Origin of the sequence: Litoribacter ruber, from assembly GCF_018500185.1 — a bacterium.
Taxonomy (GTDB): Bacteria; Bacteroidota; Bacteroidia; order Cytophagales; family Cyclobacteriaceae; genus Litoribacter; species Litoribacter ruber.
Map to the genome: position 1 here is coordinate 1 of NZ_JAHBGI010000015.1, position 16173 is coordinate 16173.

Here is a 16173-nt window from a genome sequence, read left to right on the forward strand (position 1 = left end):
AGTAAATACCACATCAATTGCGGAATCCCCTCTCAGTGCTCGGCGCTTGGAACGTGAACAAATACCCGATCCCCCCTGCGGCTCCGCTCAGGGATCGAACTATATAGTTAAAGAATCAGATGGTTTCGGTTCCGCTCAACCATTTATCGACAGGTAACCTCAACCCTTCAACCCACTTTCAGCTCCGCTAGGAGCGGCCGATATAATAACCGCCGGTGACAACCGGCGGTCTGCAGCCAACTTCCCCCTGTAAGTCCCAGAGGGACGCACCATGTAAATTCTGAGAAAGGTTGGGGGATCAAAAATACGCTGGCCCTTCGGCTCCCTTTCGGCTTCGTTCAGGGACCCAGCTCCCGGTCATGCACTGCGCGCTGAGCACTGGGCACTGGGGGGATGAAAGAAGGTAATGGAAAGATGGCAGGATAGTACGCTTGAAGTGAATACCCCATCAATTGCGGAATCCCCTCTCAGCGCACAGTGCACAGTGCACAGTGCTTGGAACATAAATAAAGGACACGATCTTCCTTCGCTTCGCTTAGTATGCGCGCTCAGGGACCGAGAAATTATAATTGTTAGGTTTCAATAACTGTTTCATTTTCAATTTTTATCACCTCATATATTGGGATATTAGCTCCTAAGACTTCAATTGTGAAGGTAACTGCATAAGGCACTTCTTCTTGGTTTTTATCCCAGCTTTTGTGAGCCTTTACAGCGATGCATAATTCCTCCGGTAATTCATAAGATTTGATAATGGCCCAGTCTTTTTGAACCGTTGAATTCGTCCTGCTCAAATCCTTAATTTCACCATGATTAGTTTGGCCACCTAATTTCCAAGGTAGTCCGTTTAATCTTCTTCGGGCATCACTGTCGTATTCGGTGTTTGTCCCTTCGATCTCTCTTAGTACGTAACTTTTATATTGATCATATGATTCTTCCAATTTTGAACTTTCCCAATCAAGCCAAGTTGCCAGATAGGATTTTAACCGCTGTCTTGTACGCCGAACCTTCGATGTGAAGGCTAAGGTTACTTCAATTAAGATTTCAAAATCGTCCTCGGGTTTTCTCAATATCTCTGGAATATCTACTTTATATACATGAGCTTGTTCAGCCTTAATTTTAGAAGTGTTATAGAAAGTAATCCGATGCTCTGTATTTCTAGTCACCCTCTCCAGAGAAGGAAGACCATATCCCAAAAATTTAATGTGTTCAAGGTCAGGCTCTCGAAAATAACCTCTCGGTAACCTAGCTCCTTGGACCAAAAGCGCTCTAAGTAAATTGTGATTTTCACTTGGGTATAATTTTTTTAACTGTGCCAGTATATGCGTTACTTTTGGAGCAGCAAATGAAGTTCCGACCTCATCTTTTGAAATTGCTGGTCCACCATTTAATGTGGATCTCAGAAGCTCAGGGGATAATTCTTCTTTTTGACTTATATGACGAATAGAGTTCTTGGATACTACAAGCCCTCCTCCAAATTCTACAACATCTGGTTTTGTCATGTCCCAAATGCCAAGTCCTATTCTAGAGAAAGGTGAGACCTCACCTTCTCTGCCTAATGATAACCAGTCTTGATCCTCAAATTCAGCAGAATTAATACTGCCTACTGTAATTGCAAAGGCACTTTGCCCGGGGTTTGCTATTCTGCAAAAAGGTTGGCTTAAATAAACAGGGTATTCTAACCCATCAGCAAGGTATTGTTTGATCGAATCCCGATATATGTTACCTGTGACAAGAACAAAATTTACCCCTTCATGGTGAATCAATTCATCAATAGCTGAAGCCCATGAAGACATATGCTTCTTTCTAAATACTGCTTTTGAAGATATTGATAAATTAAATAATTGGCAGTCTCCATCGTCCTCAATAATTCTTTGAAGAAGAGAGGCAGGATAATGATGCGAGAGACTATTGGTGCTATCCAAAACCCTAATATTACGGAGAAAAGTAGGCAAAGTGTATGGAGAAGTTAATCCGGCAATGCCTGTAGGATATAGTATAGCCCCTGCAACCCGGGTCCCGTGCCCATTGGGATTTACAAAGTCTGCAGTGGAAGGATCAGTGGGAATATAGGAAATGGAACTTCTTATGGCACCTTCCAATAGCCTATGATTTTCCTGGATCCCACTATCAATAACTCCTATAATAGGGGAGTCCTCGTCAGGTGGAAGAATATCTAAACTTTCTCCCAAAGAGGTTCCGGGGTCACTTGTATGGATTTCAATCTCATCCTTTTCGTTGACCTCAAATACAAAAGGGTAATTTATAACCAGATCTTTCAGTCCCTTGCCAGAAATTACGATTTCACAGCTGAAACTGTCCTCCAGTTCTATATAAGAACTTTCAATGATGCCATAGTGAGAGATAAATTCCTCAAAATGAGATTGTCTTTCCAAAAGTAAATTGTCTCTTTCTTCTAAATTCCCACAGTATTTTTGATGCCGGGCTACTCCTCCTTTTTGAGAAATATCTGGCTCTTTGGGAGTGGGTCTATCAAAAGCAATTCCTACCTCTAAGTGATAATCGGTACTGTCTTGTATTTCACTCCACTCTTCAAAAAGTGTCTCTGATAAAATATGCTCAGGCTTCCAACTTGTTCTATTTCCTTCAATGATATTCCAAAACTCTGCAACGTTTCCAGTACCGTATTGTTTTTCCAGAAAACCATTGATTTTTTCTTCAAGAGCATAAAGATTATCCAAAGATGCGGCTACAACATACCCATCATCATTTTCTGAAATGATCTCTATGTTGTAATTGAGAAGGTTAAAACCAGTTTCCTTTAGTTTCTTAGGATTGATTTCCAAGAGGATTGGCTGAACATCAGGATCTAGAGGCGCCAGACCTTCTCTTTGGGAAAAGTCCTCAAGCCATTTTCTCCGGTTTGAGTCAATACTTGTGGTTAAAAATTCGACATGCTCCCTTCGATGGGATTTTATGTGTGTAGTTGTCTCACTTTCACTTCCGCCTCCAAATCCTCTGGATTTTCCCTCAACTACCTGAAAAAATTTCAAATGCGGAAATTGTTCCATTATCTTAAGTATTTAAAAAACGATTTTCCATTAAGGCGTTCTTAATATCTTCCGAGCTGATACTTTTGTGTGAATGAATGATTGATTTTTTTGCAGCATCATGAGCGACCTTCTCTACAATTGCAAAAGAAAGCCCTTCCATTAACTGCGAAAATTCGTTTAGGTCTACATCAGTATGAAGATGTAGGGATGAAAAAGAATTTTGCAGGAGCTTTTTTATTTCTGGGATAGTAGGTTTAGGAAACTCAATGAAATCATCAAATCTTCTAAAGAGGGCTTTATCCAGACTTCCTTCCAGATTGGTGGTTGCGATCAAAAGTCCCTTACCATTGTATTCTTCCAACAAACCTAAAAGGATATTGACAATTCTATGAATTTCTCCAACGTCATTTGATTTCAGGTCTCTTTGTTTTCCAATAATATCAAATTCATCCAGAAGAAGTACGCAAGGATAATCTTCAATGCTTTCAAACAGTTTGTTGAGATTGGCCGCTGACTCTCCTAGATAGGAAGAAATGATGGAATCAAACCTGACTTTGTAAAACGGCAATCCGAGGTCCCAAGCAATCTTTTCTGCAGCCATACTTTTCCCACAACCTGAAGACCCATAGAATAAAATTCGTTTCCTTGGTTTCAGACCATGATGGGCCAGTCTATCCTGAGCCAAAAATTCTTTCTCAATTCTTTGAACTTTGCTTTCCACCTCCGGGGATAATACCATGTGGTACCTTAGCTGTTCATGCGGAATATGAGAAGCTAGTGGCAGTCTATATCTCCGGTCAACAGGCAGCTTAAATTCGTTAGTACGAATTGGTCTTAGTTCCTGTTCCTTTTGTTTGCCAAGGTTGTCAATGAGGATATGCTCCAGCTTATCAGCCAAATGTACATGACCTTTCTTGCGCTCTTCATTAACAATATTAAAAGCGATCTTCATCAAAGGAGTTTCTTTATTTCCTTCAATTGACTTAAACAAGCGGGTCAGTAATGCTTGATTCATTTTTTTGGTCCTTTATATCCGAAACAAATGTAATATGGCTGGAAGTTCGGTGTTTTGAAATGCTCTGTAAACCCTGATTTTTAAAAATGTGAGAAATGCATTCCAAATCTCACTCAAGATTAGCTAATTTCTTCCTCCTCTACAATACCCTGATTAGGGTAATTTAAGCTAATCAAAGTTTAAAAGCGAAGTAAACTATTAATAGATCTCGTCCTCCAAAGAAAAGTTTGCCATCTAAACCTACTTGTGAGAAAAAAGTACCCCGATGGGATAGCAATCCCGTATGCATATAGCTAATTATATTAATCCTTTCTAAATTTTTGAACTCTAACTTCCAGGTTTAAAGCTTGCTGAACGAAGTCCTTAATATTTATGTCGGAGTCACGTGAGTATTCAATCTGAAAAAGCCTTGTCTGACTTGCCAATTCGTCAGCCTTTTCTTTCCAATTTATATGATTCTCCATTTTAAGATTGTCCACCTTATCCATTAAATCATGAAGGTAGTTAATTTCCTTTTCGGCTTTCTGTCTCTTGTCCATTTAATTTGAATTATGTTTTCTCTTCTTACCCAAATACATGGGATTATTTCCATCTACCCATAACCTCATTTTGAAAAAAAGGGAGGGAAAGTATTCAGGATTATTTTAAATCAAAATCCAACAACTCTTTCGGATGAACTTTTAATGCATAGGCAATTTTTGAGAGATGACTTATACTAGTGTTGATTTCACCTCTTTCAATTCTCCCTATTTGGCTTAGAGTAAATCCCGTCAACTCAACAAGGTGTTCCTGAGAAATTGATTTCGATTTCCTTATTTCTGCAACCTTCTTCCCGACTTGATTAATAAATTTCTGGTCCTTATATGCCATTCGTTGCTCATGGTAGTGGTAAATAGCTCATTCCTTAGTCGAGACCAAAAGCTCTCTTACATCAACATTTAAAAATCTCGCAATTTTAAAAAGATCCGGAATTGAAGGCTGCTTAGTATTTGTACACCAATTGGAAACAGTAGGCTCTTTAACCCCCATATATTCAGCTAGTTTCTTATTTGAACTTTTTTGCAGTACAATAACCTCCTTTATGCGATTGTAATCCATATCCCACTTTTACTTGAGGTACATATCATTAATATTATCAGTTAAGGATTTTTCGGAGATTTTTTCTTTTTTGAAAGCTCTTCCCAAAAACCAGTCTCAGGAATTAAATCTCGTGGAGAGCAATTCATTTCAAAAGCTAATCGATTGACATGATTCAAGTTATATTTACTGTTAGAGTTGGGGCTCTCTATTTGACCAATAAAGCTCTTATCACATTCTAAAAATGAGGCAACATCCGCTTGAGAGAACCCTTTAGATTCCCTAACTCTCTTAACCTGCTCGATTACAGCTAATTCGAATTTAGATTTTTTTGCCATTACTATTTGCAATTACTAAATTCTTTATTAGATTTACGCTTAGTTATTACTAAGCAAAATTTCTTCCTTTAATTGGATAAGGAAAATATTTCTTAGTATTGCGATCCTTTAAATAGAAGCATCGCACTTATTGTCTCGAAACAGAAACCTAGGAAATTTCTAATGTACACGAGAAAATGAGTGAAGTTGCTCACGCCATTGGCGTGGGCTCACTTATTCGTGTACGGGTTCTTCCTAGGTACCTTGTTTCGATTGAGCTGAGTCCCACGCCTCTTTTTATGCCTGGTACTCAATCTCTCAAGACACTATTATATATAGAGTACCATGGGACAGCAACATATCACATATCCTCCTCTGCGTTACGGGTCAATGATGAACCCGTTCAACTGCTGCGCTGTCTCCTTTCATCAATCCATTAAACAATTACAAAGAAACCTGATCAAATCCCCGGATTGAGGCTCCGCTTCGCTGCACCGGTTATTTGGCTTCGCCGTTTATAGCCCGCTAAAGCGGCCGTTTATGGTTTAGGATTCTGGGAGCACCAGAGTTTTTAAACCATAAACTTTCCCCAGCGGGGAAAATAAGCCTTAAACCAATCCGGAATTTGATCAAAAAAAGAATGCACCAATTCTTAATGGAAAACTTATGCCTAAAAATTAAGCCTTAAACCATAACCCTCCGCATAGCGGACAATAACCCATAAACAAATGACCTCAATCAAAAAACTACTCGACGGAATTATCTGGCTACTCGTTGGCGACAGGCAGCTCGGGGAAGAATTCCGCAAGCAAGAAAGCCCAAGCTTCACCTACGTCCCCGACCCCAAACCCAAGCCCCTGACCAGAGAGCAACAGGAAGCGGTCCTCCTCTGCAAAGCCATCGGCGTCATCCTCAAAGAGGAAGGTGAAAAGAACAAACTTAAAGTAGAGCTCCACATCCGCCCACTCAGCGACAAACCTCCAAACCCTCGCCCTTAGCAGGCAAGCTTGGGCCCATTGCTACTCCGCGAAGAAGCCTTAGTGGGACTTAGCCTGGCCGCCGTGGCGGGTGGCCTTTTGAATCGCCTCGAAGAAGCCTTCGTGCGACTTCTTTAATACTTAGTGCGACTTAGTGGCCATTTGATTCTCCGCGAAGAAGCCTTAGTGGGACTTAGCCTGGCCGCCGTGGCGGGTGGCCATTTGAATCTCCGCGAAGAAGCCTTCGTGCGACTTCTTTAAAACTTAGTGCGCCTTAGTGGCCATTTGATTCTCCGCGAAGGAGCTTTGTGCTTCTTCGTTCAAACTTAGTGACCTTTGTGACCTATTTACTCCGCGAAGGAGCCTCTGTGAAACGCATTTAAAACTCCGCGATAGTCTGCGGCCCATTGGATTCCGCGACGAAGCTTCGTGCGACTTCTTTAAAACTTAGTGCGCCTTAGTGGCCATTTGATTCTCCGCGAAGGAGCTTTGTGCTTCTTCTTTAAAACTTAGTGCCCTTTGTGACCTATTTACTCCGCGAAGGAGCCTCTGTGAAACTCATTTAAAACTCCGCGAAACTCTGCGTCCCATTGGATTCCGCGAAGAAGCTTCGTGCGACTTCTTTAAAACTTAGTGCGACTTAGTGGCCATTTGATTCTCCGCGAAGAAGCTTTGTGTCCTTTGTGACCCATTATTTCCCCCGAAGAAGCCTTTGTGCTACTTCTTTAAACCTTAGAGCCCTTTGTGGCCCATTGTTTCTCCGCGAAGAAGCTTTGTGCCCTTTGCCTGGCCGCCGTGGCGGGTGGCCCATTTCCTTCCGCGAAGGAGCATTTCCATCTCTAATACCAATACAATGAAAAAAAGAACCATCTTTTTCTTCCTGGGACTACTATGTCTATTGGGAAGAGTCGAAATATTAGCTGGGCAAGAAGTTGCCAATCATCCCAAAGTCCCCTCCGAGCGAATGGAGGGGGCCCCGGTGGTGGTATATGGCGAAATCAGGCCAAGAATGCCCTTTGAACATTTTACCATCAAATATTGGGAAACACCTCTTGATCTGGTGAGCAACTCCCCACAATTGCACTTCCAAAAAATAAAGGCCAAATCCGGAAGCCTAAAAAAAGGCAATCCCTATAGCTACTATTTCGAAGTGCATATCCCAGCTGAAAGCTATGGCTACCTAACAATAGGAAATGAACATGTCACCTTCCTAGATCATCTCCCCGTCTTGGCTGGCGATAGCCTGAAGATCCAAGTCAATGAACTCTTCGGAAGGACGATATTCTCTGGCCCACAAGGAGATTATGCCCAACTCCACGCTTCTCTACAAATCGCAAAAGACAGGGAGCTTTTTGATAGGGAAACAGTAGTCCACACACGCGATTACACCAATATGTTCCCTCAAGAAGGAGAATACCAGGAGTTCTTAAAAGCTCAAGATAAGGGATTCGGCAGAAAAGTAAAGCTGTGGCTCATTGATACGGAGGAATACTTCCTAAACCAAAAAGAAGAAAACCATAAACTTCTTAAAGGTTTACCCCAGTATGTCACAGAAGCAATTGAAGCCTCTTCAGTAGACCCTTTTAGAAAGCAGATCCTAAGGGATGATTACTTAAGCCGCGAGTGGTGGAGCCACTACCAGCTTTGGCAGTCCCTATTACGATATGCTGAAAACCAAGACACCCTCCTCTCAGACATGAGGGAATTTGAAGAAGAGATTCTAAGACAGCAAGACACCATTTCTCCAATCTTTATAAGCAGCTTTCAATTGGATTATTTTTTCGAAAAGGCAAGGTTTCACGCCCATCTATATGACCACTCAGTTGCCGAAGCAATCTCACTACTATATAAAGGTGATATCAAAGATAAATTATTGGCCAAATACCTTTTCAGGAATTATACTGGGGCTACCATTACGGATGCAGAAACAACGAAAATAATAGAGTCCATCCAGGATCCACTGCTCAAAAGCCAAGTAAATGATTACATCATGAAATTTGAACCGGGTTCCCTATTGGCAGAATTCAATTTTGAGAATAGGTCCGGAAGCCAGGTTGAAATTGCTCATTACGAAGGCAAACTTGTACTGATCAACAGTTGGTTTACGGGGTGCTCGGCAAGTTCGAGCTTTTATCAAAACATCCTCAAGCAGGTAGAGGATAAATATGCCCACCACCCCAAAGTCGCACTTTTATCCATATCAATAGACCCCAGCAAGGAAGCCTGGGACAACGGTGTGAAAAGCGGAAAATACAGTTCCGAGGATTGGGACGAACTCTATTCGGGCACCGACCGTGACAAGCACCCCTTTTTCCTACACTATGGTATTCAGGACTTCCCCCGGCAAATGATCATCGGCCCCGACGGCCGCATCATCAAAGCCCGAGGCATAGGCTGGGACCCTATCCAAATTATCAAAGTCATAGACCAAGCCCTCCCAAATTAGCTAATTGAAAGCAAAGCGTCTAACACTAGAAATACTTAGTACCTGGTACATAGTACTTTGTACAATAATCAACAGCAACCCAATAATTAATAAATCAATATGAAAAAGCATCTACTACTGTCACTGTTCTTAGTGACATGGGCCCTAGTCGCCCAAGGACAAAACCAAGGAGATCAGCACCTCCTGCGAGGAAGAGTGCTGGCCGGTTCTCAAGGAAAAGGCCTTCCAGGGGCTTATATCTCGCTTGAAGGATCCGAACGCAGAGCCGTTACAGATGCCGAAGGAGAGTTTACCCTTAGAGCAGCAGCAGGCGACTATATATTAATTGTCAACTTCCTCGGATATGAAGAATATTCCCTAGAGATAAGCCTGCCCTATGCGGAAAGGTTAGATATCGTACTTCAGGAAAGTGACTTGAGCATGGACGCAGTCGATGTCGTGTCCACTGGATATCAGCAGCTACCAAAAGAGCGGGCAACAGGCTCTTTTGTTCAAGTGGACAACGAATTGGTTAATCGCCGAATCAGCACCAACCTCATCGATAGACTGGAAGATGTCACTCCCGGTCTGATATTCAACCGTTCTGGCCAAAGTTCAGACGTCCTCAGCATTCGGGGGCGAAGCACCATCTTTGCCAACACCCAACCCTTAATAGTAATCGATAATTTTCCATACGACGGACCCTTGGAAAACATTAACCCTAATGATGTGGAATCAATCACAGTACTTAGAGATGCTGCTGCCGGATCAATTTGGGGAGCAAGGGCAGGGAATGGTGTCATAGTAATCACCACCAAAAGAGGTAATTTCAAAAAAGGCCCACAGGTGTCTATTAACGCCAATGTTACCACTGCAGAACGACCAGACCTCTTTTACCAACAGCGTATGTCTTCGCCTGATTTTGTGGATATGGAGGAATTGCTATTTGGTAGGGGCTTTTACAACACTGCAGAAAATTCCGTCAACAGAACTCCCCTGAGTCCAGTAGTGGAAACGCTCATTGGAAGAAGGGACGGACTGATCAGTGAGGCAGATGCAGCAAGAAGGCTGGATGAGTTCAGGGCCTTCGACAACAGGAGGGATTATATGGACCATCTTTACCAAACCGAAATCCGCCAGCAATACTCGGCCAATGTAAGAGGAGGTGGGGAAAATCAGCGATATGCACTGTCAATAGGCAATGATCGCAATACCGAGTCACTGGTAGGCAATTACCTGAACAGGCTTACCGTCAGTGCTACGCAGGATTTATCCATGCTCAAAGGAAAACTCAACCTTTCCACAGGTGTCTATTACGCAGAAACAGATAGGGAATCGGGAAATGATGGATTCGGAAGCCTAAGATATTCAGGCTCCATCCCCAATACCTACAGCAGGCTTGTTGATCCAGCAGGCAACCCCCTACCCATAGTATCAGACTATAGAGAGCCATTTAAGCGCAATGCTCAGGAATTGGGGATGCTGGACTGGTCTTTAGTACCGCTTCAGGAAATCAATGAGATAAGCAATAGAAGAAAAGCAAAAGACATCAGGCTTAACACCAATCTCTCCTATGACATCAACTCAGATCTTAAGGTAGAAACCTTGTACCAGTACTGGCAAAACAGTACCAACAGGGACGAATATTTTTCAGAAAACAGCTACCTCGCCCGTAACCTGATCAACCGCTACACTCAACGGGATGATTTGGGTAATCTCAGCTATCCGATTCCGGTAGGTGGAATCCTAAACGCCGGCAACACTTCGGGGGAAAGTCATAATGTCAGAACCCAAATTCATTATACCAAAGCTTGGGGAGATAAACACGATTTGGTTGCCCTTGGTGGCTTTGAAGTAAAAACCCTCAGAACTTCAGGATTCGCTACCAGGTATTATGGAGTAAGTGAAGAAACAGGGATGAATAGCCCCGTGGACTACATGACTTTGTTTCCTCAATTCATTAACCAAAACAGCCGCTTGAGAATCCCTTACATCGGGACCATATCGGGTACTGCCGACCACTTTATAAGCCAATACGCAAATGCCTCCTACACCTACGACCGGAGATATACCCTTTCGGGTAGCGCAAGGCGCGATGCTTCCAACCTATTTGGTGTCAACGCTAACCAGCGGGCTGTCCCTCTTTGGTCGATAGGAGGTGCCTGGCTGATAAGTGAAGAGGACTTCTATGGGGCTAGCTGGCTACCTTACCTGAAATTGCGAATGACATATGGTGAAAACGGAAATGTCGATAAAAGCATTTCAGCACTGACCACCTCCATTATTCAGCTCACCAGCCAACTCACAGGTCTAAGAGTTGGGACATTGATGAATCCCCCAAACCCAGACCTTCGCTGGGAACGCATCAAAATCTTCAACTTGGGACTTGACTTCGACGCCTTTGACGGAGGATTAAGCGGAAGCCTCGAAGCTTATGGCAAAGATGGGGTAGACCTCATAGGAGCAGTACCGGTGGCTCCATCAAATGGAATTACCCAATTCCGGGGAAATTTTGCCTCCACTTCCACCAAAGGATTTGATTTTAACGTCCGCTATCTACCAGTGAGGGGCAATTTCACTTGGGCTATAGATTACTTCCATTCTCATGTAAACGAAAAAGTAATTGGATATGAAGCGGAGGTCACCCCACAGGTTTACCTCAATCAAGGAATTGGAAACCTTTCAGGCCAAATCCCCGCACCACGGCAAGGAAAGCCACTGTATGCCGTATATAGCCTTCCATCTGCCGGACTTGATCCTCAAACCGGTGACCCTAGGGGATTTCTGGATGGAGAAATCAGCACTAATTATGCCTCAATTATCAATACAGCAACGCTGGACGACTTAATCTATCATGGCCCAGGCAGACCCACACATTTTGGTGCACTGAGAAACACCTTTTCATATGGTGGGCTAAGTGTTTCCATGAACCTCAGCTACAGACTGGGCTATTTCTATAGAAGAACATCCATTAGATATGATGATCCCTTGTTGGGAAGAGTCGGACATGGAGATTTTGCAGACAGGTGGCAGCAGCCTGGAGATGAACTTGTGACTACAGTACCTTCCCTACCCGCTACAAGAAATATACAGCGGGACAATTTCTATGGAAGCAGTTCGGACCTGGTAGAGCGTGGTGATCATATCAGATTTCAGGATGTGAATATTACTTATCGCATGGATAGAAATACATTTCCACGACTCCCCTTTAGAGGAGCTGAAATCTACGGCTATCTCAATAATCTGGGAATGATTTGGAAAGCCAGTGATGACCCCTTGGATCCAGACTTCAGGACCATGCGCCCTCTGAGAAGCATGACATTAGGACTAAGAATAGACATTTAAGACATGCCCTTCCTGCCGACTTTCTTCATAAGGTTTAGTTACACGGTTCTGGCGGGAGGGGCTACTCTATCCCACGCAGCGCTCAGTGCTTCGTGCCCAGCGCCCAGTGCTCAGTGCTCCGTGCCCAGCGCTCACTGCTCCGTGCTCAGCGCCCAACGCCCAGTGCTCAATACATTCAACCCATTAAAAACGTTAAAATCATGAAAATAACATCTAAAATACTCTATATAACCATCTTTGCAGCAACCACACTAAGCTGCCAGAATATCCTAGACGAAAAACCAGACAGATCCCTGGTTGTCCCTACCAAACTATCCGAACTCCAAGCTATGTTGGACAATACCAACCAAGTGATGAACAGAGAAGCCGGTTTACCTGAATTAGCAGCCGACCATGTCGCTTTACCCGAAAGTTTATTTCCCCAAGTATTGGTAGAAGAAGTGAATAGCCATTTTTGGAGTGAAGACATTTTGGAAAGCATGGAGGCAGGTGAATGGGGATTGGCATACTCCCAGATCTTCTACGCAAATATAGTTTTGAAAGAACTCGAGAGGTTTAATGAAAGCGAAAAGGCAAGCGCTGATTGGCGAAATGTAAAAGGTAGTGCTCTATTTTATAGAGCCTATGCCTATTTCACACTGGCTAGGACATATGCTCTTCCCTACCCAGCCACGGGAGCTGAAGGAATTGTAGGTCTTCCTCTTCGAACGGCACCTGAGGTTACAAATGATATTTCCAGATCTGATCTTGCCTCCACTTTCAATCTGATAGTAAATGACCTTAATGAAGCCAGCACGCTCTTATTTGATCGTGCAGCCTACCCTAGCAGGCCATCCAAATGGGCTGCTTTTGGTATGCTCTCAAGGGTTCATCTATATATGGGTAATTACGCACAGGTAATTGAAAGTAGTAATCAATGCCTGGCTTTAGGTAACACCTTGATGGATTACAGGGATTATGAAGGAGCTACGGGAATGCCTTTTTCATTATTCAATGAAGAAACGATTTTCTATAGCGAAATGGTTACCTACTTATATCAACTCTTTTGGGGATCCACAATTTCAGAGAGCTTTTACGCAAAATATTCAGATGGAGACCTGCGCAGAGATTTATTTTTTAACCAGAGAGAGGACCGAATAGAATTTGTAGGAAGCTATAGCGGGACAATGCCACTATTCAGCGGAATAGCAGTGGACGAAGTAATTTTGAACCGGGCAGAAGCTTACGCTTGGTTGGGAGATGAAGCAGCCGCCATCGCAGATTTAAACAGCCTGTTAGAAAAACGATTTGATGATTCATTCACCCCGATAGAAGCGGAAAAAGATGTGATATCTCGGGTATTGGAAGAACGTGAAAAGCAGTTATTATTGAGAGGGTTGAGATGGGGTGACATTAAAAGGCTCAACTCACTTGAAAATCAGGGAATAGTCATCACTAGGGAAAGAGAAGGAGTTATGCACGAACTAACCCCCGGCAGCAACCGATACGCATTCCCCATTCCCGATATAGAAATCACCCAATCCGGCATCCCCCAAAACCCCCGCTAAATTCAAAAAGGGCCCTGATCAGGAGCCCTTTTTTTTTTTTCCAATTGTCACATTCCAACATCCGACTTCGGACATCGTTGTGCGAACGTCTCCGACTTCGCACTAATCCCAAGCCAAAAGCCGTCGAACCAACCACATCCTACAATCTCAACAAATTTCTCTCTGTGTCCTTTGTGCCTCTGCGGTTAGATTCTCACCCAACATCCGACTTCGGTCAACGGACATCCGTCATCCGTCATCCGTCATCCGTCATCCGTCATCCACCATCCTACGGCCTCGAATAAACCCCAGGCCGTTCAGTACCTAGAATTATATCATCATTCTCATCAAACTCAGCCGTACACACATTTGACATAGTAGTGCAGTTGTAACTTACTCCCTCGGGAATTTCTTCCCAAGTACCATTACTCAATTGCCCCTTAAGGACACCCTGTCTTTCCTGTGGCATATTAAACGCAAATGCCATCGATGCCGCCAACGCCAATCCTAGAGCTGGAAGCGATTTAATTAGCTTTTTCATGATTTTTATTAAATGTTGTAACAGTAGCTTACCTACTGTTGGGTTAAATAAAACTAGCCAATGCACCATGCACCAACCTACTCTACTACTACCCAATACCCGGAACAGCGAGCTTCTGACCCTCACTTTCAGAAGAGGTATTGAATTTTCTTTCTCTATCTCCGTTGTGCGAACGTCTCCGACTTCGCACTACCACATCCACCACTCATTATGCAAATAATCACCTGCTGGGCGGGCGCATACTCTACATCCGTCATCCGTCACCCGACATCCGTCATCCTACATCCCCCACCTGACAGCATTAATCCAACCCCCGCCAAACCCATAAACACCACATTAAACCCCAAATGCTCAACCCAACTCAATGAATCAATCACACCCCCACAACTACACGGTACCCGGTCAAACACCCCCATCATCACAGCAAGAATATACCCCGTAAAAACCGTCATCAGAACTAAACTGAACCAAAACCCTATATACCTAAGCTGGGGAATCAGCAATAAAACCACAGCTCCAAACTCAAATATTGGCAAACCATATAACAACCCCTCAGCCATCCAGAGAGGAAAAACCTGGTTTTCTAAAGCAAGCCGCGTCTTCTCAAAATCCAGCAACTTACTTATTGCCGTGTAAAGAAACATACCTGATAAAAGCATGACCAAAACCTCGGAAATTATTTGATACCTCCTCATAGCATTCTGCATTTATTTATGACTAAATTAGCACTACATACTGTAAATGAGAAGGTTGAACAACAATCATAATATAATCTAATCAACTATGGACCAAATGAGACAAAATAAATCCCCCACTCAATTCTGGCACCAAAATCACAGTTCTTTTTATAGTCGTTGGTTGTGCGAATGTCTCCGACTTCGCACTAGTTCCATGAATCATTTAACATCTCAACACATTTCTCTTTGTGTCTCTGCGTTTAAATTTTTCATCCATCATCTCACATCCGACATCCAGCATCTAACATATGACATCAATCTATCACTTTTTGGAATTCTTAAGTACCGAAGCCGGTCATAAGGTAGCCTGCCTTACAAGCCAATATAGAGGAACACTAATAAGTTCTTTTGAGACTACCCATGTAGCCTCAAAAACCATCATCAAACATAGCAACGATATAGAAGATTATATCAGGGTTATATACAAAGGATATGGAGCGGTGTATGTGGATAATAAACTGAAAAGAATTTATCGCCCTGGGGAAGTCATCCAAGATTTTACCTCATTCAAAAAACGAGAAAGATCCCCATTAACAATCGAAAGCCGTACAAAAATGACTTATGGACAAATGACTTACTGCCAGTACCAAGCTTTGACTGCCGCTGAATCTATATACTTAGGCTTTTTTTCCGAACTCCATCAATACATGCGTAGAATTGACCGTTCTTGGATTGAGGTTTTATCTATAGAGGAAAAAGACCGATATAGATATTTCCTATACCAATACCCCAATTTATTGCAGGTACTATCTGTCCAAGAAATTTCTGAATTGCTCCACATCAAATATGGCTCCCTCAAAAGATACCGCCAACAACTTTCCTCCACACCACCCCTACCACCCCACACCCCCAAACTCTACTCCACCCTCTGCTTTTAACTCATCCCCTCCGTTGTGCGAATGTCTCCGACTTCGCACCACCCCACATCATCCAGCCTCATCCCCGCCCGTGACTGACCTTAGGTAGAACAATGACAACCATGACAACCCAGTCCCGGTGACCGCAGGGAACTCGGGACGGACAACCACGTCTCTACTTACGTAAGTAATCTCCTGCCGGGCGCGGACTCAACACCCGCCATCCAACATCCGACACCGGTCATCCGACATCGGTCATCCAACATCGGTCATCCAACATCCCCCCATCAGTCCCACATCATCCCTGGGGTAACCCTGGGGTATCCCCAGAGATAGTGCGACCCC

At 43.4% G+C, this 16173-nt stretch carries 13 protein-coding genes; 5 read left to right on the forward strand and 8 right to left on the reverse strand.

The window, feature by feature from the left end; all coding sequences use genetic code 11:
• Positions 1 to 572: 572 nt before the first annotated feature.
• From KIH41_RS16215 to KIH41_RS16240, 6 genes are all read right to left on the reverse strand, one after another.
• Positions 573 to 3029 (reverse strand): S8 family peptidase, encoded by a 2457-nt coding sequence (locus KIH41_RS16215; RefSeq protein ID WP_214163043.1) that lies wholly within the window; start codon positions 3027 to 3029, stop codon positions 573 to 575.
• A 4-nt stretch (positions 3030 to 3033) separates the two neighbouring features.
• Complete coding sequence (locus KIH41_RS16220) at positions 3034 to 4026, reverse strand: AAA family ATPase (RefSeq protein ID WP_214163044.1); 993 nt, start codon at positions 4024 to 4026, stop codon at positions 3034 to 3036.
• Between the two features lie 302 nt (positions 4027 to 4328).
• Positions 4329 to 4565 carry a hypothetical protein gene (locus KIH41_RS16225; protein WP_214163045.1) on the reverse strand — a complete coding sequence of 79 codons (237 nt, stop codon included), beginning with the start codon at positions 4563 to 4565 and terminating at the stop codon, positions 4329 to 4331.
• Between the two features lie 100 nt (positions 4566 to 4665).
• Entirely contained in the window at positions 4666 to 4896 is a 231-nt protein-coding gene (locus KIH41_RS16230) for a helix-turn-helix domain-containing protein (RefSeq protein ID WP_214163046.1), read from the reverse strand.
• A gap of 27 nt (positions 4897 to 4923) precedes the next feature.
• Positions 4924 to 5124 carry a helix-turn-helix transcriptional regulator gene (locus tag KIH41_RS16235; RefSeq protein WP_214163047.1) on the reverse strand — a complete coding sequence of 67 codons (201 nt, stop codon included), beginning with the start codon at positions 5122 to 5124 and terminating at the stop codon, positions 4924 to 4926.
• 41 nt (positions 5125 to 5165) lie between these two features.
• Complete coding sequence (locus KIH41_RS16240; RefSeq protein WP_214163048.1) at positions 5166 to 5441, reverse strand: helix-turn-helix domain-containing protein; 276 nt, start codon at positions 5439 to 5441, stop codon at positions 5166 to 5168.
• A gap of 707 nt (positions 5442 to 6148) precedes the next feature.
• On the opposite strand from KIH41_RS16240, the gene KIH41_RS16245 reads away from it, so the two are divergent.
• The 4 genes from KIH41_RS16245 (at position 6149) to KIH41_RS16260 (ending at position 13714) form a co-directional block, all read left to right on the forward strand.
• Positions 6149 to 6418 carry a hypothetical protein gene (locus KIH41_RS16245; RefSeq protein ID WP_214163049.1) on the forward strand — a complete coding sequence of 90 codons (270 nt, stop codon included), beginning with the start codon at positions 6149 to 6151 and terminating at the stop codon, positions 6416 to 6418.
• Positions 6419 to 7250: 832 nt separating this feature from the next.
• Positions 7251 to 8843 carry a thioredoxin family protein gene (locus KIH41_RS16250; protein ID WP_214163050.1) on the forward strand — a complete coding sequence of 531 codons (1593 nt, stop codon included), beginning with the start codon at positions 7251 to 7253 and terminating at the stop codon, positions 8841 to 8843.
• A 99-nt stretch (positions 8844 to 8942) separates the two neighbouring features.
• Positions 8943 to 12167, forward strand: coding sequence for a SusC/RagA family TonB-linked outer membrane protein (locus KIH41_RS16255; protein ID WP_214163051.1), 3225 nt, complete (start codon positions 8943 to 8945; stop codon positions 12165 to 12167).
• Positions 12168 to 12367: 200 nt separating this feature from the next.
• On the forward strand, positions 12368 to 13714 hold the full coding sequence (locus tag KIH41_RS16260) for a RagB/SusD family nutrient uptake outer membrane protein (RefSeq protein ID WP_214163052.1): 1347 nt from the start codon (positions 12368 to 12370) through the stop codon (positions 13712 to 13714).
• 268 nt (positions 13715 to 13982) lie between these two features.
• Here KIH41_RS16260 and KIH41_RS16265 read toward each other — a convergent pair whose 3' ends face one another.
• The gene (locus tag KIH41_RS16265) at positions 13983 to 14234 is read right to left on the reverse strand and encodes a DUF6520 family protein (RefSeq protein WP_214163053.1); all 252 of its coding nucleotides are present in this window, start codon (positions 14232 to 14234) and stop codon (positions 13983 to 13985) included.
• Between the two features lie 260 nt (positions 14235 to 14494).
• Positions 14495 to 14929: a MauE/DoxX family redox-associated membrane protein gene (locus KIH41_RS16270; protein ID WP_214163054.1), complete on the reverse strand. Its 435-nt coding sequence runs from the start codon at positions 14927 to 14929 to the stop codon at positions 14495 to 14497.
• Positions 14930 to 15219: 290 nt separating this feature from the next.
• Between KIH41_RS16270 and KIH41_RS16275 the strand changes: the two genes are divergently transcribed.
• The gene (locus tag KIH41_RS16275) at positions 15220 to 15849 is read left to right on the forward strand and encodes a cyclic nucleotide-binding domain-containing protein (protein WP_214163055.1); all 630 of its coding nucleotides are present in this window, start codon (positions 15220 to 15222) and stop codon (positions 15847 to 15849) included.
• Positions 15850 to 16173: the final 324 nt, after the last annotated feature.